At 63.6% G+C, this 17,662-nt stretch carries 16 protein-coding genes and 1 riboswitch; of the genes, 7 read left to right on the top strand and 9 right to left on the bottom strand.

What is annotated here, in order from left to right; translation table 11 throughout:
• Positions 1 to 25 precede the first annotated feature (25 nt).
• Positions 26 to 1,399 (bottom strand): tRNA (N6-isopentenyl adenosine(37)-C2)-methylthiotransferase MiaB, encoded by a 1,374-nt coding sequence (gene miaB, locus ACQKRQ_RS21350; RefSeq protein WP_132373160.1) that lies wholly within the window; start codon positions 1,397 to 1,399, stop codon positions 26 to 28.
• A gap of 139 nt (positions 1,400 to 1,538) precedes the next feature.
• A complete protein-coding gene (locus ACQKRQ_RS21345) occupies positions 1,539 to 2,522 on the bottom strand; it encodes a LysR family transcriptional regulator (protein WP_132373162.1) in 984 nt (327 codons plus the stop codon).
• Between the two features lie 111 nt (positions 2,523 to 2,633).
• Here ACQKRQ_RS21345 and ACQKRQ_RS21340 point away from each other — a divergent pair, with 111 nt between their 5' ends.
• The 4 genes from ACQKRQ_RS21340 (at position 2,634) to ribB (ending at position 6,262) form a co-directional block, all read left to right on the top strand.
• Positions 2,634 to 3,032 carry a VOC family protein gene (locus ACQKRQ_RS21340; RefSeq protein ID WP_427479285.1) on the top strand — a complete coding sequence of 133 codons (399 nt, stop codon included), beginning with the start codon at positions 2,634 to 2,636 and terminating at the stop codon, positions 3,030 to 3,032.
• A gap of 16 nt (positions 3,033 to 3,048) precedes the next feature.
• Positions 3,049 to 4,215 (top strand): MFS transporter, encoded by a 1,167-nt coding sequence (locus ACQKRQ_RS21335; protein ID WP_132373164.1) that lies wholly within the window; start codon positions 3,049 to 3,051, stop codon positions 4,213 to 4,215.
• A 188-nt stretch (positions 4,216 to 4,403) separates the two neighbouring features.
• Positions 4,404 to 5,093: a helix-turn-helix domain-containing protein gene (locus tag ACQKRQ_RS21330; protein WP_132373166.1), complete on the top strand. Its 690-nt coding sequence runs from the start codon at positions 4,404 to 4,406 to the stop codon at positions 5,091 to 5,093.
• Positions 5,094 to 5,212: 119 nt separating this feature from the next.
• A riboswitch (FMN riboswitch) is annotated at positions 5,213 to 5,396 on the top strand.
• Between the two features lie 146 nt (positions 5,397 to 5,542).
• On the top strand, positions 5,543 to 6,262 hold the full coding sequence (gene ribB, locus ACQKRQ_RS21325; RefSeq protein WP_408181108.1) for a 3,4-dihydroxy-2-butanone-4-phosphate synthase: 720 nt from the start codon (positions 5,543 to 5,545) through the stop codon (positions 6,260 to 6,262).
• A 115-nt stretch (positions 6,263 to 6,377) separates the two neighbouring features.
• Here the strand turns inward: ribB and ACQKRQ_RS21320 are convergent, their stop codons facing one another.
• The 4 genes from ACQKRQ_RS21320 to glpD form a co-directional block, all read right to left on the bottom strand.
• Positions 6,378 to 7,064, bottom strand: coding sequence for an HAD family hydrolase (locus tag ACQKRQ_RS21320; protein WP_408318593.1), 687 nt, complete (start codon positions 7,062 to 7,064; stop codon positions 6,378 to 6,380).
• Positions 7,065 to 7,213: 149 nt separating this feature from the next.
• On the bottom strand, positions 7,214 to 7,927 hold the full coding sequence (locus ACQKRQ_RS21315) for an MIP/aquaporin family protein (protein WP_132373170.1): 714 nt from the start codon (positions 7,925 to 7,927) through the stop codon (positions 7,214 to 7,216).
• A gap of 86 nt (positions 7,928 to 8,013) precedes the next feature.
• Entirely contained in the window at positions 8,014 to 9,513 is a 1,500-nt protein-coding gene (gene glpK, locus ACQKRQ_RS21310; protein WP_427479192.1) for a glycerol kinase GlpK, read from the bottom strand.
• A 174-nt stretch (positions 9,514 to 9,687) separates the two neighbouring features.
• The gene (glpD, locus tag ACQKRQ_RS21305; RefSeq protein WP_408435024.1) at positions 9,688 to 11,217 is read right to left on the bottom strand and encodes a glycerol-3-phosphate dehydrogenase; all 1,530 of its coding nucleotides are present in this window, start codon (positions 11,215 to 11,217) and stop codon (positions 9,688 to 9,690) included.
• A gap of 201 nt (positions 11,218 to 11,418) precedes the next feature.
• Between glpD and ACQKRQ_RS21300 the strand changes: the two genes are divergently transcribed.
• Positions 11,419 to 11,793, top strand: coding sequence for a hypothetical protein (locus ACQKRQ_RS21300; protein WP_132373176.1), 375 nt, complete (start codon positions 11,419 to 11,421; stop codon positions 11,791 to 11,793).
• A gap of 76 nt (positions 11,794 to 11,869) precedes the next feature.
• Here ACQKRQ_RS21300 and ACQKRQ_RS21295 read toward each other — a convergent pair whose 3' ends face one another.
• The 3 genes from ACQKRQ_RS21295 to ACQKRQ_RS21285 form a co-directional block, all read right to left on the bottom strand.
• Positions 11,870 to 12,499 carry a TetR/AcrR family transcriptional regulator gene (locus tag ACQKRQ_RS21295; RefSeq protein ID WP_427479189.1) on the bottom strand — a complete coding sequence of 210 codons (630 nt, stop codon included), beginning with the start codon at positions 12,497 to 12,499 and terminating at the stop codon, positions 11,870 to 11,872.
• 212 nt (positions 12,500 to 12,711) lie between these two features.
• The gene (locus tag ACQKRQ_RS21290) at positions 12,712 to 12,909 is read right to left on the bottom strand and encodes a hypothetical protein (protein ID WP_132373180.1); all 198 of its coding nucleotides are present in this window, start codon (positions 12,907 to 12,909) and stop codon (positions 12,712 to 12,714) included.
• Positions 12,910 to 13,217: 308 nt separating this feature from the next.
• On the bottom strand, positions 13,218 to 13,997 hold the full coding sequence (locus ACQKRQ_RS21285) for a DeoR/GlpR family DNA-binding transcription regulator (protein ID WP_408181102.1): 780 nt from the start codon (positions 13,995 to 13,997) through the stop codon (positions 13,218 to 13,220).
• Positions 13,998 to 14,351: 354 nt separating this feature from the next.
• Between ACQKRQ_RS21285 and ggt the strand changes: the two genes are divergently transcribed.
• Both ggt and ACQKRQ_RS21275 read left to right on the top strand, forming a co-directional pair.
• A complete protein-coding gene (gene ggt / locus ACQKRQ_RS21280; RefSeq protein ID WP_427479187.1) occupies positions 14,352 to 15,989 on the top strand; it encodes a gamma-glutamyltransferase in 1,638 nt (545 codons plus the stop codon).
• A gap of 192 nt (positions 15,990 to 16,181) precedes the next feature.
• Positions 16,182 to 17,546, top strand: a complete 1,365-nt coding sequence (locus ACQKRQ_RS21275; RefSeq protein WP_132373186.1) for an MFS transporter — start codon at positions 16,182 to 16,184, stop codon at positions 17,544 to 17,546.
• Positions 17,547 to 17,662 lie beyond the last annotated feature (116 nt).

Raw genomic sequence — 17,662 nt, 5'->3', positions numbered from 1 at the left:
TTTCGCTACGCGCGTTGGCGTCGCTTTAATGGGTCGTGGCCGGAGCGTCGTCATGAACCAGCACGAGCTCGCCACGTAGCGAATGTGGGTATGCATGGACGATTTTCACGTCGACCATCTGGCCGATCAGCCTTGCGTGCGACGCCACCGGTGCCGGGAAATTCACCACCCGGTTGTTCTCGGTGCGGCCGGCGAGTTCGTTCGGATCCTTGCGCGCCGGGCGCTCGACCAGTATGCGCTCGATCTTGCCGACCATCGAATCGCTGATGCGCTGCACGTTTTCCTCGATGGTGGCCTGCAAATGTTGCAGGCGCTTGAGCTTCACTTCACGCGGCGTGTCGTCGTGCAGATTCGCGGCCGGCGTGCCGGGGCGCGGGCTGTAGATGAACGAGAAGCTGGTGTCGTACTTCATCTCGTGCACGAGCGCCATCATCTTGTCGAAGTCTTCTTCCGTCTCGCCGGGGAAGCCGACGATCATGTCGGTGGAGAGCGACAGGTCAGGGCGGATCGCGCGCAGCTTGCGGATCACGGATTTGTATTCGAGCACCGTGTAGCCGCGCTTCATGGCCATCAGGATGCGGTCCGAGCCGTGCTGCACCGGCAGATGCAGGTGGCTGACGAGCTTGGGCACCTTCGCGTAGGTGTCGATCAGGCGCTGCGTGAATTCCTTCGGATGCGACGTGGTGTAGCGAATCCGTTCGATGCCCGGAATGTCCGCGACATATTCGATCAGCGTGGCGAAATCGGCGATGTCCGACGAACCCAGCGTGAGACCGGCGCGGTAGGCGTTCACGTTCTGGCCGAGCAGCGTGACTTCGCGCACGCCCTGGTCGGCGAGGCCGGCGATTTCGGTCAGCACGTCGTCGAGCGGCCGCGACACTTCTTCACCGCGTGTGTACGGAACAACGCAATAGCTGCAGTACTTGCTGCAGCCTTCCATGATCGACACGAACGCGCTCGGGCCGTCGACGCGAGCCGGCGGCAGGTGATCGAACTTTTCGATTTCCGGGAACGAGATGTCGACTTGCGCGCGGCCGCTTTCGCGGCGCTTGTCGATCATTTGCGGCAGACGGTGCAGCGTTTGCGGACCGAACACCAGATCGACGTACGGTGCGCGCGCGACGATCGCCGCGCCTTCCTGGCTCGCCACGCAACCGCCCACGCCGATGATCAGATTCGGATTCGCTTCCTTCAGCTCGCGCACGCGGCCGAGGTCGGAGAACACTTTTTCCTGCGCTTTTTCGCGCACCGAGCACGTGTTGAACAGAATGACGTCCGCGTCTTCCGGCGTGTCGGTCTTCACGAGCCCTTCAGCCGCGCCGAGTACGTCGACCATCTTGTCGGAGTCGTACTCGTTCATCTGGCAGCCAAAGGTCTTTACATAAACTTTCTTGGTCATCGAATTTCGCCGGTCGCAGTGGTTAACCTGGGGGCGTCGTTTAAAAGGTGAACAGGGCGAAACGTGCGAGCGGGCCGCGGGGCGGCGCTTCAGGCCACTATCGGGCAGCGTCGGGGCACGTTTGCAGCGTAGCTCATTATTATAGCCCTTCGCGCGACGCGGTTTCCCCGGTTGCCTGGCCGTGTGGCCCGTCCGGCGGCAAGCCCAGCAGACCTTCCAGTTCGTCCGACACCTGCGCGAAACGCTCGCTCAGGAAATCCAGCAGCACGCGTACGCGCGGCGCCATGAAGCGGTTCCGATGGTAGAGCGCGTGCAGCGGCGCGTCCGGATAACGCCATTCCGGCAGCAGGATCTTCAGGCCGTCGGCGCGCAGATCCGCCTCCACGTCCCACATCGACTTGATCGCGATGCCGTAACCGCGCAGCGCCCATTCGCGGGCGACGGCACCGTCATTGGTCTCGCGGGCGGCTTCGAACGGCACGGTGTAGTGCTGCACCTCGTCGCCGCGCGTGAAGCGCCACTCGTTCGCCAGCCCGGAGGCGGTGCCCAGCACGATGCAGTCGAAATTGGCGAGATCGTGCGGATCCTTCGGTTCGCCCTTGCGCGCGATGTAGTCCGGCGACGCGCATAGCACGCGCCGGTTCGGCGCCAGCTTGCGGGCGACCAGCGAGCTGTCCTGCGGCACACCGAAGCGGATCGCCAGATCGATGTCCTCCTGCACCAGATTCGACAGCGAGTCCGACAACGTCAGCGCGAAGGTCACTTCCGGATACAGCGCGTTGAATTCGTCGAGCCAGTGCATCAGCAGATTGCGGCCGAAATCCGAGGTCGCCGAGACCCGCACCTTGCCACGCACCACGCCCTGGCCGGCTTGCAGGGCGGCTTCGGCGTCGTCGAGCGATTGCAGCGCCTGACGGCAGCAATTCAGGTAGAGACGGCCTTCGTCGGTGAGCCTGAGCTGGCGGGTGGTGCGCTCGAACAGGCGCGCTTTGAGGCCGGCTTCGAGTTTGGCCAGGCGGGCGCTGGCGGCGGCCGGCGTCAGACCCATCTTGCGGCCCGCCGCAGACAGGCTGCCCTGCTGCGCGGCCTCAACGAACAGACGGATGTCACCGAGGTTGTCCATGGCGAATCTTTCAAAAGAGATTTGAAAATGCTTCAAATGCTACGCCAATTATCAAATCGACACTCAGCCTCGACAATTGCGGTCATGGAAAACCCTGATTCCGCCCAAGCCATGCAACTCGATCACGCGACGATCGTCACCGCCGAGCTCGACTCCGCCCGACGCTTTTTCGTCGATGTCGCCGGGCTGACCCAAGGCGCGCGTCCGCCGTTTTCGGTCGACGGCTACTGGCTATACGCGAACGGCCGCCCGCTGATTCACCTGATCGACGCGACGGTGCCCGCCGTGACCGGTCGGACGGCGCCGCGTATCGACCACATCGCCTTCCGGCTGGAGAGCGCCGCCGAATGGCGGGCGCTGCTCGGTCGCCTGCATGCGCACGGCGTCGATTACCAAACCGCCTATGTGCCGCAGATGGGGCCGCAGGAGGCTCAGGCGCAACTGTTCGTGGCGCTCGCGCCGGGCGTCGTCGTCGAATTCGTGACGGCGCTGCATCACGCTCAACCTTAAATCCTGGAGTAGAAAAATGCCCATTCCATTACTGGCGTTGGCGATCAGCGCCTTCGCGATCGGCACGACGGAATTCGTCATCATGGGCCTGCTGCCCGAGGTCGCGCACGATCTGGCGGTGTCGATTCCGTCGGCGGGTTTGCTGGTGAGCGGCTATGCGCTCGGCGTCGCGGTCGGCGCGCCGCTGCTCGCGGTGGTGACCAGCAAGATGCCGCGCAAGCTGGCGTTGCAGTTGCTGATGGGTGTGTTCATCGTCGGCAATACGCTGTGCGCGATCGCGTCCAGCTACTCCGTGCTGATGATCGCGCGTGTGGTGACGTCGTTCGCGCACGGGTCGTTCTTCGGCATCGGCGCGGTGGTGGCGGCTTCGCTGGTGCCGGCCGAAAAGCGCGCCAGCGCGATTGCGCTCATGTTCACCGGCCTGACGCTGGCGAACGTGCTCGGCGTGCCGTTTGGCACGTTCGTCGGCCAGGAGTTCGGCTGGCGCGCGGCGTTCTGGATCGTCAGCGCGTTCGGCGTGCTGTCGCTCATGGGCGTTACGGCGCTGGTGCCGAATCGTCATGACGCTGGTCCGGTCGGCCTCGGTCACGAAGTGCGTGTGTTGAAGGACCCGCAAGTCTGGACCGCGCTCGCGATGACGGTGCTCGGCTTCGGCGGCGTGTTCGTCGTGTTCACCTATATCGCGCCGATTCTGGAGCAGGTGAGCGGCTTCTCGCCGCGCGGCGTCACGCTGATTCTGGTGTTGTTCGGCGTGGGCCTGACGATCGGTAATACAGTGGGCGGCAAGCTGGCGGACCGCTCGCTGATGCCTTCGCTGATGGGCATTCTGGTCGCGCTCGCGGTGGTGATGGCGATCTTTGCGCGCACCAGCCATTCGCAGATTGCAGCGGCGGTCACTATCTTCGTGTGGGGCATTGCTGCGTTCGCCACCGTGCCGCCCTTGCAGATGCGTGTGGTCGAAAAAGCGGCTGCGGCGCCGAATCTGGCTTCGACGTTGAACATCGGTGCGTTCAACGTTGGCAATGCGGGCGGCGCGTGGCTCGGCGGTCTGGTGATCAATCACGGTCATTCGCTCGATACCTTGCCGTGGGTGGCGGCCGGAGTCAGCGTGGCGGCGTTGCTATTGACGTGGTTCGCTGCGCGTATGGATGCGCCGGCACCGACGGTGGCGCAGCGGGCGTGAGGGCAAATGAGGCAGTGAATCGCCTGCGCCCGTGCCCTTATGAAAAATTGGCACAAGCATTGCGGAAAACGTCCTCCGCAATGCTGATAACAGTGTGAAGATAACTTCGTTGGGCACGGCGGGGCGCGATGCTATCTTGCTTCCACTAACCGCTTGCCCGCCGTCCGGCGGCGCTCCTGGAGGCAATCATGCATTCCCCGCTTGCGCTGGTTCGCGATCCCACGGCTGACACCGATGCGTCGCCGCGTGCCGCTGAACCCTTCGATGCACTCGAACATCTCGTCGGCGTGAATCTCGCCCGTTTGCGCGCCGAGCGGCAACTGTCGCTCGACGCTTTGGCCCGCGCGTCCGGCGTGTCGCGCGCGATGCTCGCGCAGATCGAGTCGGCGCGCAGCGTGCCGTCCATCAAGGTGCTATGCAAAGTGGCGGCCGCGTTGAAGGTGTCGGTGGCGGCCTTTTTGCGGCGCCACGCCACCAACGGCTTCGAGCATTTGCCGGCGGAGCGCTCGTCGCGCGTCGTCAGTTCGAATGGACGCTATTCCGCCCGGCCGCTTTATCCCGACGCCGAGCCGACCGCCGCCGAGTTTCACGAGTTGCGGATCGCGCCGTTGCACACCGAAGCCGGCACGCGCCGCGCGCCGGGCACGACGGTGAATCTGGTGGTGAGCGAGGGCACGCTGGAAGTCAGCGTGCACGATCAACGCCAGTTGCTGGCCACCGGCGACGCGATCGTGTTCGACGCCGACCAGCCGCATAGCCTGCGCAATCCCGGCGACACGGAAGCGCGCGCGTTTCGCGTCACGCTGAAGGCGGAAACGCCGCCGCGCTGGGACGTGCCCGCGCACCACGAGCCGCAGCGCGAGGCCGCGCCGGTGTGACCGGCATCGTTTGCGGACCGATGTGGTCGGAGTCAGAGATTTCCGTCTGATCAGTAGGGTTGCGCTGCACGTGCGGTGCGACTGTTGTATGCTTTGCCAGCCGGTCGATCCGGCAATCAGTGCGTCTTCAGGGCGGGGTGAAATTCCCCACCGGCGGTAGGCCGGCAACGCGAAAGCGTGAGCCGGTGAGCCCGCGAGCGCCCACGTAGTGCGGTCTTCCGAACAGGAGAGACTGAAGTGGGGTCAGCAGATCTGGTGAGAAGCCAGAGCCGACGGTTAGAGTCCGGATGGAAGAAGATGTGCAGATAGTCATGTTCGTTTCGTGGCGCCGCTTGCAGGTCGAGGCGGTGCGCGAGCGTCGCTTTGCGCGGCGTTCAACGGCGCGTCTTTGTCTGTTTGCAATGCCCTGAAACGTTTCTCGCCCAACTTTTGCGATGAGCGTTTCAATCATGACCTTTGCTACTTTTCCCGCTCCGTCGACGATTGCGGATAGCGCATTCCTCGATCTCCCGTTGCTCGACACCGAAGCCGTTCCGCCGCGTATCGCCGCCGCGTTGCAAGCCATGCGCGATGGCCGCGCCGTCGTTCTGCAAGACGACCACGACCGTGAGAACGAAGCCGATCTGATCGTTTCCGCCGAGCGTCTGTCCGTCGAAACCATGGCGTTGCTGATCCGCGAATGCAGCGGCATCGTGTGCCTGTGTTTGCCCGACGAGAAAATCCGCGCGCTCGAACTGCCGCCGATGGCTGTCAACAACGAAAGCCGTCACGGCACCGCGTTCACGGTTTCGATCGAAGCACGCGACGGCGTGACCACCGGCGTGTCCGCGCTCGATCGCGTGACGACGATTCGCGCCGCGATCGCCGACACGGCGAAGCCCGCCGACATCGTGCGCCCTGGCCATGTGTTCCCGTTGCGTGCGCAACCCGGCGGCGTGCTGGCGCGTCGCGGCCACACCGAAGGCACGGTCGACCTTGCGATTCTCGCGGGTTTGAAGCCGGCTGGCGTGCTGTGCGAACTGATGAACCCGGACGGCACGATGACGCGCGGCGCCGAGGTGGAGCGCTTCGCCGCGCAACACAATCTGCCGATGCTGACCATCGCCGAACTGGTGGAATTTCGTCAGGCGCTGGCGCAGGCGCGCGAATGCGTGGCTGACGAGGCTTGATGGGCGAGGCGTGCGCGCGTGTGAGATGAGGCGCGCACTCGCTTGCAACGCTGATGCGAAAAAGCCGGCTTTTGCAGCCGGCTTTTCTATTGTCGCGAACGGTTGACGTGAATGACTATGACTGCACGTCGCCGAACTCGCCGCGTACGCCCGCTTCGACCAGCGCGGGCAATTCATCCATATGCTGCATGATGCGCGTCATGCCCATCTTGCGCAGCGCGTCCGCGTAGCCATCGGGAATATGGCTCGCGCCGACGAAAGCGATCGTCTTCATCCCCGCCGCGCGCGCGGCATTCAAACCGGCCACGCTGTCTTCCACCACGACGCATCGTGACGGTTCCACGCCCAGCGTCTTCGCGGCGAACAGATAGACATCCGGATAGGGCTTCGGCCGCGCCACCTGTTCCGCGCTGAAAATGCGTTCGCCGAAAATCTGCTGCAGACCGGCGCGCCGCACCGACGCATTCACGCGCGCCATGCGGCTGTTCGAGACGACGGCGGCCGGCAACGTGACGCGTCGCAGCGCATCGCGCACGCCGTTGATCGGGCTGAGCGAAGCCGCGAGTTCGAGCTCGACGTTGTGCTCGATAGTGTCGAAAAAATTCGCGGGCAGCGTGATATCGAACGACTTCTCGATGCCTTCGAGAAAGCGCGACGTTTGCTGGCCAAAGGCCGTCTTGACGATGGGTTCGAAGTCGAGGCCGGGGAAGGTGGCGGTCAGCGTTTCGAGCATCACGCGGTCAGCGATGATTTCGCTGTCGACGAGCACGCCGTCGCAGTCACAGATGAGGTGGTCGATCATGCCTGGAAACGGAAAGCGAAGCGCATGGGAAAGGCAATTGCAAGCTCATGCGCGGAGAGTGAAAGCATCATGATACGTGCTTTGGCGCCGCGTGAGCGGCGCCGCCGCTTTCCGTCGATGCTCAGGCGCGTTTTATCTGCGCGACCAGCTCAATGCACATGCAGGTACAGATACAGACACGCTGCCGCCGCACCGCCCAGCAACGGACCGCAAACCGGAATCCACGCATAGTGCCAGTCGCTGTCGCGCTTGCCCGGAATCGGCAGCAGCGCGTGCATCAAACGCGGCGACAGGTCACGAGCGGGACTCATCGCGTAACCGGTCGGGCCGCCGAGCGAGATGCCGATGCCGAGAACCAGCAGGCCGACCGGCAGCGCGTCGAGCGCGCCGAGACCGACTTGCGGCGAAGCCAGATACAGCACGCCCAGAATCAGCACGAAGGTGGCGATCATTTCGGTGAGCAGGTTGTGCGGCACGCTGCGAATCGCGGGCGAGGTGCAGAACACGCCGAGCTTCACGTCGGCGTCGCCTTCTTTCGCGAAGTGCTGGCGATACGCCATCCACACGAGTAGCGCGCCGGCCATGCCGCCGAGCATCTGTGCCGCGATATAGCCGGGCACCTTGGCCCACGCGAACTTGCCGGCCAGTGCGAGGCTGATGGTCACGACGGGATTCAGGTGAGCGCCGCTGAAGGACGCGGTGACGTAGACGGCGATGAACACGGCCATCGCCCAGCCCATGACGATCACGATCAGGTCGGCGCCTTTGCCTTTGGTCCGCGCGAGCAGCACGTTGGCGACGGCGCCGTCGCCGAGCAGCACCACGAGTGCCGTGCCGATGAATTCAGCAATGTAGGGAGACATCGTTGGTTATCCGAAATATAGTTGTTAGGGAAGCCGCCGGATAAGCGGCTTCTTTATTGTCGAAAGAGAAGGGGTAAAAGACGCGCTCAGGGCGTATCGGCCCAGGCCTTCGCGGCGCGGATCGCGCGCTTCCAGCCGTCGAGGCATTCCTTGACGTCGGCGTGCGGCAGGGCCGGTGTGAAGCGGCGGTCGAGCTTCCATTGGTTTTGCAGTTCGTCGACGTCTTTCCAATAACCCACCGCGAGACCGGCCAGATAAGCCGCGCCCAACGCGGTCGTTTCCGCTACCTGCGGGCGCACCGCATCGACGCCGAGAATGTCGGCCTGGAACTGCATCAGCAGATTGTTCGCGCACGCGCCACCGTCCACCCGCAATTCGCCGATGCGAATGCCGGAGTCGGCTTCCATCGCCTTCAACACGTCGAGCGACTGATAGGCGATCGAGTCGAGCGCGGCGCGCGCGATATGCGCCGAGGTCGTGCCGCGCGTCACGCCGAACAGCGTGCCGCGAGCACGCGCATTCCAATGCGGCGCGCCGAGTCCGGCGAAGGCGGGCACCAGATACACGCCGTCGCAATGCGGCACGCTGCGCGCCAGCGTTTCGATCTCAGCGGCGTTCTTGATGATGCCGAGGCCGTCGCGCAGCCATTGCACCACGGCGCCGCCGATGAAGATGCTGCCTTCGAGCGCGTAATTGATCTGGTCGCCGATCTGCCAGGCAATCGTGGTGACGAGATTGTTCTTCGATTCGATCGGCTTGTCGCCGGTGTTCATCACGAGGAAGCAGCCCGTGCCGTAGGTGTTCTTCACCATGCCCGACTCCGTGCACATCTGGCCGAAGAGGGCGGCATGCTGGTCGCCGGCGATGCCCGCGAGCGGAATCTTGGAAGCGAACACGGTGGTCTTGGTCGGCCCGTACACTTCCGACGAAGCCCGCACCTCTGGCAGCATGCTGCGCGGAATGTCGAGCGCCTCGAGCAGTTCGTCGTCCCACTTCAGCGAGTGGATGTTGAAGAGCATCGTGCGCGACGCGTTGGTGACATCGGTGACGTGCAAACCGCCCTTGGTGAAATTCCACACCAGCCAACTGTCGACGGTGCCGAACGCGAGACGGCCCTGTTTGGCTTTTTCGCGCGCGCCTTCGACGTTATCGAGAACCCAGCGGATCTTGGTCGCCGAGAAGTACGAGTCGATCGGCAGGCCGGTTTTGGCGCGGACTTTCTCTTCGAGGCCCTGTTCCTTCAGCTGGTCGCAAAAGTCGGCGGTGCGGCGGTCCTGCCAGACGATCGCGTTGTAGATCGGATGGCCGGTTTCGCGATCCCACACGATGGTGGTTTCGCGCTGATTGGTGATGCCGATCGCGGCGATCGATGTGCCGTTCATGCCGGCGCGCGTCACGGCTTCGGCGGCGACGCCGGCCTGGGTCGACCAGATTTCCTGCGGATCGTGTTCGACCCAGCCCGGACGCGGATAGATTTGCTGGAATTCCTTTTGAGCGGTCGACACGATATTGCCGAGCCGGTCGAACAGCATCGCGCGCGAGCTGGTGGTGCCTTGGTCAAGCGCGAGGATGTACTGGTCCTGCATTGTCTCTTCTCCATGCGTTTTATGAATCGCCGGACGGATAGCCGGCGACGGGAACGGCTTGTTGTTTTAAGCGGGCAGCAACACGTGGTGGTGCGGCCCCGCCTGGTCCAGCCGAGGGGTGAATCGATCCGGTTTGGTTAGATGCAGCGAGCGCGTCGCGTGGGCGATGTCTGACTATGCGCTCTGTCGCTCGGGTTCGCGAGCGAACCACGCGTCGATATCGCGTGTGATCGAATCGAGCGTGCCCGGTTCGACGTGCAAGCCGAGTTTCGAACGGCGCCACAGCACGTCCTGCGCGCTGCGCGCCCATTCGGTATCGCGCAGGTACGTCAGTTCCGCTTCGTAGAGGCCCGGTGCGAAGGCGCGGCCGAGATCGGCCACGGAACGCGCATTGCCGACCACATGCTTGACGCGCGTGCCGTAGGCGCGGGCGAGGCGATGCGCCAGATCGGCCGGCAACCAGGCATGCTGCTGCTTGAATTCGCTGAGAAAGCGCTCGAAGTTGGCGTTCGGAATGTCGCCGCCGGGCAACGGCGCGCCGGCCGTCCACGAAGACGCACCGTGCTGCAGCGCGTCCGCGAGTTTGTCGACGGCTTCTTCCGCGAGTTTGCGGAAGGTCGTGATCTTGCCGCCGAACACCGACAGCAGCGGCGCTTCGCCGGCTGGCGCGTCGAGTTCGAGCGAGTAGTCGCGCGTGACTGCCGACGGGTTGTCCGCGCCTTCTTCCTCGAGCAGCGGACGCACGCCCGAATAGGTCCAGCGCACGTCGGCCGGCGAAATCTTCTGCTTGAAGTAGCGGTTGATCGACTCGCACAGGTACTGCGTTTCTTCAGCGTTGATCGCCACTTGCGACGGGTCGCCGCGATATTCGAGATCCGTCGTGCCGATCAGCGTGTAGTCGTGTTCGTACGGAATCGCGAAGATGATGCGCTTGTCCGGATTCTGGAAGATATAGGCGTGGTCGTGTTCGAACAGGCGCCGCGTGACGATATGGCTGCCTTTCACGAGCCGCACGCTGTGCGTCGCGGCGCGGCCGAGCGCGCCTTGCAGCAGTTCGCCGACCCAGGGGCCCGCGGCGTTCGCAATCGATCCGGCGCGCACGTCCAGAATCGTGCCGTCCGGGCGCTTGAGTTGCGCGCGCCATTCGCCGCCCGCGCGCACGGCGCTCAGCAGTTTCGTGCGTGTGAGAATTTTCGCGCCGTGCTCCTGGGCGTCGAGCGCGTTCAGCACGACGAGGCGCGCGTCGTTGACCCAGCCGTCCGAGTACACGAAACCGCGCTTGATCGAATCGACCAGCGGTGCGCCCGCCGGATGGTTGCGCATCACGATGCCGCGCGAGCCAGGCAGCAGCTCGCGTTTGGCGAGATGGTCGTACAGAAAGAGACCGGCGCGGATCAGCCAGGCCGGGCGCAGATCGGGCATGTGCGGCATCACGAAGCGCAGCGGCCACATGATGTGCGGCGCGGCGCGCAGCAACGTTTCGCGCTCCTGCAGCGCTTTGCGAACCAGCCCGAACTCGCGGTATTCGAGGTAGCGCAGGCCACCGTGGATCAGCTTTGTACTGGCCGACGACGTATGCGCCGCCAGATCGTCCTGTTCGCAGAGCAGCACGGACAGGCCGCGGCCCGCCGCATCGCGAGCGATGCCTGCGCCGTTGATCCCGCCGCCCACGACGAGCAAATCGTATCTCGAGCCTTGCGTCACCTGCTGTGTCCCCTGCGTCGTATCCAGAAAATCGTTTGGAAAAACTATCGAACTGATCGTGTTCGTTTTCGAACTTTAATGAACATATTCGAAAAAGTAAAGTTCGGTTTGTTTGGACGCTCCTCTAACGGCTGTCCGGGTAGTGGCGCAACGCGCGGCCACGGACGATACTCTTGGCAGCAGCCATTTCGAGGTGAATTCATGCGTGGACTTTTGATGATCGGCGCCGCTACGCTTCTCGCGGGGTGTGTCAGTTCGCCGAGCCTGAGCGGAACGAGGGGCGCGCCGTCGTTCGTGTCGTTGCAGCAGATGTGCAGTGCCCAGCCGGTCGACTACGGCAACGACGCGCAAGGCGTCTACGCGGCGATGTTCGACGCGTACGTGGCGAACCGGGGCGGCAAGCTGTCGAAGGACGATTTCTGCGCGTTCCAGACGTCGATCGCTCAGCGTTACGCGAGCGAGGGCGCGAGCACCGATCCGCAACTGCGCAACCAGTGGGTGACGTTCTTTACCGACCAGCGCGCCAAGGCGCTGAGTTGGCGCGCGGCCGTCGATCCGACTTTGCGCAATGGTTGAGGCCTAAGCGCGAGCGCCGTCGTTCAATTCGCTTGTCGCTTTTCGTTGAACCGGTCCGCTTCGCGCGCAGTAAGCGCTAGCCGCGCTGCGGCTGCGCGCCGCGCCACAACATGCGGCGAATTTGTGCGAACACGGCTTCGCGCGTCGGCGTATTGCCGGTGCCGGAAGGTTGCTGCGCCTGTGGCAATGGCAACTGATTGGCCAGCGCCAGCATGGTGAAGCCATGCAGACTCGCCCAGTACGCGTAACCGATGAGTTGCGGATCGCCTTCCAGAATGCCCGCTTCGACCAGCCGTTCGAAGTGCGTGCCGAGCATGCGCCACGCGCGCTGCGAGGCGGTGGCGAGTTCCGGATAGACGCTTGCCTGCTGAGCCAGATCGAACATCAACCGATAGGCGTGCGGTTCGTCGAGCGCGAACGCCACGTACGCTTCGCTCACCACGGAGTGATCCGTTTCGGTGGCGGTCTTCGCGGCCGCTTCGAGGCGCGCCGCGAAGCGATTGAACGCCGCGGCGCGCACCATCGCGAGAATCTCGTCCTTGTCGCGGAAGTAGCGATAGGGCGTCATGGCGCTGCAACCCAGTTCTCTCGCCAGTTCGCGCATCGTCACGCCCTCGGCGCCGCGTGTGGCGAACGCGTTCTCGGCCACGCGCCGCATGGCCTCGCGGAATTGCTGGATATCGTCGAGAGAGAGGGTTTTGGGCATGCGCGAGGGCAGAAAGTCCGTCGCGTCAATTTACTGTGTAAATGATTTGGGCACAATAAAGCGGACGCCGGGTGGCGTCCTGCTTTTCACACGAAGAGAAAGATTTCAAAAAGCAGCAAGAGCACGCGCCATGAAAGCGCGGCACACGCGCCATCACAGCGCCGGACGCCGACTGCGCCGTCCGGCCGCAAGACGCGATGAAACCAGCACAACTAGGAAAGACGCTTGATGGCCCGCAATGCGTTATCGCCGCTTTCAGTCACGCGCCATTGTTCGTTGCCCGACGCGAGCCGTTCGAGTTGAACCAACTGGCGTTCCAGAAGGGCGTCGAGTTCTTCTCGCTCCATGTCGACTTGATTGGGAGCGTCCTTGACGAGTAATAACGTGGCGAATTCATGCGGACTCAGCATCGTTTCTCTCCATGTCAAGCAAACGCGGACGGCCTTGCCGGCGACTGGCTCATGCCAGTAAGGTCCGCAAAGGATCAGGCGGGAGGTACGGATTCACACGACAGCTTCACGTACCGGCGTTACGCAGAATGCGGAACGTACGCCGGGGAACCTGGAGTGTAGTCAACCGCACGTTAAACACCAAATCCGCCCCAGTAAATTCTCCCTTTGACAATTCGGCGTCTCAGCGGCGGTTGGGAGTCGCGGCCAGATCCTTGATTTCACTCGAAGTTTTGCGTGCGCTGCAGCATGGCGCAGAACGCCTGGCGTCAGTCGGCGATATACACCTGACAGTTGGCGGCTGCGAGCGTCTCGATCATTTCGGCGGGCGGCGCGACGTCGGTGAACAAGGCGTCGATCTGATCGAGATGGCCTTGGCGAACCAGCGCCGGGCGGCCGAATTTCGAGTTGTCGGCGGCGAGAAAAACGGTGCGCGCATGCTGGATGATCGCCTCGGCCACGCGCACTTCGCGCGTGTCGAAATCGCGCAGCGTGCCGTCCGTTTCGATGCTCGACGTGCCGATGATCGCGAAGTCGACCTTGAACTGCCGGATGAAATCGATCGCCAGTTCGCCGACGATCCCTTTGTCCCACGGCCGCACGATGCCGCCCGTCACCAGCACCTCGCAATCCGGATAGCCGCTCATCATGCTCGCGACGTTCAGATTGTTGGTGATCACGCGCAAGCCGCGGTGCCGATTGAGCGCGCGAGCCACTTCTTCGGTGGTGGTGCCGAGGTTGATGAAGAGCGAGGCCTGATCGGGAATGTGAGTGGCCACTAGCGCCGCGATGCGCCGCTTCTCGTCATGGAACATGCGCTGACGCGCCGTATAGGAGACGTTTTCGGAGCTGGTAGGCAGACTCGCGCCGCCGTGATAGCGGCGCAACAGGTTCATGTCGGCGAGCCAGTTGACGTCGCGGCGGATCGTCTGCGGCGTCACGTCGAAGTGGGCCGCGAGGTCGTCCACGGTCACGAAGCCGTCGCGTTGCACCCACTCCAGCAGTTCCTGTTGCCGGGCATTGAGAGTCAGGCGGGGGTCTCGGGTCATGTGTCTCGGTTCGTGGGTTTCTTGTCTGCGTTGCCCGCCGCCGGCCCGCCAAGCTGAGCCGGTAAGCGAGTGAAGCGTGAACGGGGGTGAGCGTATTGTAAGACCATCGCGCGCCTTGTCTGCCAACTCGTGCGACATGCATAGGATATGAGACGACCGCGCGTCGATCTATTCAGGCAGATTACGCATTTATTCATTTGATAAATGAATTTGTTTTTTGAGCCGGATCACGATGCAATCCAAGGTTCCGCGGTTGATTCGCGCTTCACCCCGTCTCATCCCCGCGTTCGATCTGTTTTTCAATGGTTTCCGGCGTTTTCCACAAGCCGGGCCGCGCTTTCGAGAGTGTTCGACATGACTGGCTTCAACTGGCAAAACCCTTACCCGACGCCGCGTCTGCCTGTATTCGCGCGCAACATCGTTTCGACTTCGCATCCGCTCGCCGCGCAAGCTGGACTGCGCATGCTGTGGAAAGGCGGCAATGCCGTCGATGCGGCGATCGCGGCAGCAGCCGCCATCACGGTGGTCGAGCCGGTATCGTGCGGGCTGGGCGGCGACGCGTTCGCGCTGGTGTGGGACGGTAAGAAGCTGCATGGCCTGAACGCTTCCGGCGTGTCGCCGGCGGCGTGGAACGTCGACTACTTCAAGCGCAAATATGGCGAGGAAAACGGACTCGCGAAGCAGCCCAAGCGCGGCTGGGACGCGGTGACGGTGCCCGGCGTGATCGCCGGCTGGGAAGCGCTGCATCAGAAATTCGGCACGCTGCCGTTCGCCGACCTGATGGAGCCGGCCATCGAAATCGCCGAGCGCGGTCACGCGGTGGCGAGCATCGTCGCCTATAAGTGGGCGGCCGCCGTGCCTGAACTGAAGGACCTGCCGGGCTTCGCGCAAACCTTCATGCCGCGCGGCCGCGCGCCGGAAGTGAGCGAACTGGTGCGCTTCCCCGGCCACGCGAAGACGCTGCGCAAGCTCGCCGAGCAGGGCCCGCGCGCGTATTACGAAGGCGAGATCGCCGAGCAGATCGCCGCGTTCGCCCGCGAAGGTGGCGGCGCGTTGACCGCCGACGATCTGCGCAACTACCGCGCGGATTGGGTCGAGCCGATCGGCAAGGATTATCGCGGCTACACCGTGCACGAGATTCCGCCGAACGGGCAGGGCATCGCGGCGCTGATCGCACTGGGCATCCTCGAAAAATTCGATGTGAAGGAACTGGCGGTCGACAACGTCGAATCGCAGCACTTGCAGATCGAGGCCATGAAGCTGGCCTTCGCCGACGTCTACCGCTACGTCGCCGATCCGCGTTCCATGGAGGTCACGCCCGAGCAGATGCTCGACGACGCGTACCTCACCTCGCGCGCCAAACTGATCGATCACAAGCGCGCCACGCAGTTCGATTTCGGCATGCCGAAGGCCGGCGGCACCATCTACATGTCGGTGGCGGACGAGCGCGGCATGATGGTCAGCTTCATCCAGTCGAACTACATGGGCTTCGGCTCGGGCATCGTGGTGCCGGATAGCGGCATCGCCATGCAGAACCGCGGCTGCGGTTTCTCGATGGATCCGAAATCGCCGAACGTGGTGGAAGGCGGCAAGCGGCCGTTCCACACGATCATCCCGTCGTTCCTCACACAGCAGGTGAACGGCCAGCAGGAAGCGGTGATGAGCTTCGGCGTGATGGGTGGCGACATGCAGCCACAAGGCCATCTGCAATCCGTCGTGCGGATGCTCGACTACGGTCAGCAGCCGCAGGCCGCGTGCGACGCACCGCGCTGGAAGGTCAATCGCGACTTCACGATCGACATCGAATCGACGCTCGATCCGAAGACCGCCGAGGCCTTGCAGAAGCTCGGCCACACGATCAAGTCGGTCGACGATCCGTACATGGACTTCGGCTCCGGCCAGTACATCTGGAAGCTCGATCGCAACGATCCGGAGCGCGGCTATGTGGCGGCCAGCGACAGCCGCCGTGACGGGTTGGCTGCGGGCTTCTAGGAAAGCATCCACGCGCGACGCGCCGTGCCGCCTGAGGCGGTGCTTCGCTGCGTGCGGAGGCGATACAGCGGCGACCGCACTCGGCGCGCTTTCTCGACTGCCCTCGCAAAGCATCGCGCGAATCAAATACACCGGTTGCCGGCGGGCTTCCCGCACGCCAGGCATCGAGCATCAGACAGAGCAGGAGACATCATGCAGACCCACGCGTCGCCCTCGGCGACAGCTTCCCCTCATTCCGCGCCCGCGCCGCTTTCCAAAGCGATGGTGCGGCGGATCGTGTTTTCGTCGTCGGTCGGCAATGCGCTCGAGTGGTTCGACTTCCTGGTCTACGGCTACTTCGCCACCATCATCGCCAAACAGTTTTTCCCGATGCAGGACGAGTGGCTCTCCACGCTGCTCGCCATCGCCACTTTCGGCATTTCGTTCCTGATGCGGCCGCTGGGTGCGGTTGTGCTGGGCATTTACGGCGACCGCAAGGGCCGCAAGGCGGCGCTGACGTTCGCCATCGCGCTGATGATGGTCGGCACCTTCACGATGGCGGTGATGCCGCCGTATGCGTCGATTGGTATCGCCGCACCGATCCTGATTCTGCTCGCGCGGCTCGTGCAAGGCTTCGCGGTGGGCGGCGAGTTCGGCAGTGCGACCGCCTTCATGGTCGAGCATAGCGCGTCGCGCCGCGGCTACTACGCCAGTTGGCAGTTCGCGAGCCAGGGGCTCGCCGCGATCACCGCAGCCGCGTTTGGCTCGCTGCTGACAGCATGGCTGCCGCCCGCGCAACTGAATGACTGGGGCTGGCGCCTTCCGTTCGTGTTCGGTTTGCTGGTCGGTCCGGTGGGCTATTACATCCGCTCGCATCTCGACGAGACGCCGGAGTTCCTCGCGCTGCGCGAGGCGCGCGAAGCGGCCGGGGCTCGCTCGACGGTGAGCGAAGACAAGGACGCGTCGTTCGCCAGCCAGTGGGTCAATTTGCTGCTCGCGGTGGGCATCGTCGCGCAATCCACAGTGGGCGTGTATGTGCTGCAGCTCTACATGCCGATGTACGCCGTCAAGCAGTTGCACATGCCTGCAGCGGCATCGTTCGGCGTGGTGGTGCTCAACGGCGGCCTGCAATTCCTGCTCTCGCCGGTGATGGGCGCGTTGTCCGATCGCATCGGCCGGATTCGCATCATGCTAACCACGTCGATTCTGATGGGGACGCTGATCTATCCGATGTTCGCGTTGCTGCAGTCTCATCCGACCATCGGCTGGTTGCTGTTGTTGCAGGGCACGGCGGGCATTTTCAAGGCGGCGTATTCCGGCCCGATGCCTGCATTGATGTCCGAGATCTTTCCGACGCAGGTGCGCTCGACGGGCCTTTCAATCGGTTACAGCATCGGCGTGACGATTTTCGGCGGCTTCGCGCCCACGATCGTCGAGACGTTCATTCATTTGACCGGCGACAAACTTGCGCCAAGTTACTACGTGTTAATCGCCGCGGTGCTGTCGGGCCTCTCGCTCGTAGTCGTTGCCTGGCGCATGCGTCGCGTACGACTGATGCAAAGCGTTCAGATCGCCTGATCGCGAGCCTCGCGCCGCTTGATCGAAGCGCCGCCGTGCCCGCCAAACCTGCTTGACGAGGCATCGTCACAGAATCAAGCCAGCTCTTCGAGCTGGCTTTTTTTGTGCCTCGCGCA

It is taken from the genome of Paraburkholderia sp. NPDC080076, assembly GCF_050281145.1.
In the GTDB taxonomy this organism is placed as follows: domain Bacteria; phylum Pseudomonadota; class Gammaproteobacteria; order Burkholderiales; family Burkholderiaceae; genus Paraburkholderia.
The sequence above is the reverse complement of the archived record's forward strand: the minus strand, read 5'-3'. Positions and strand labels throughout refer to the sequence as shown.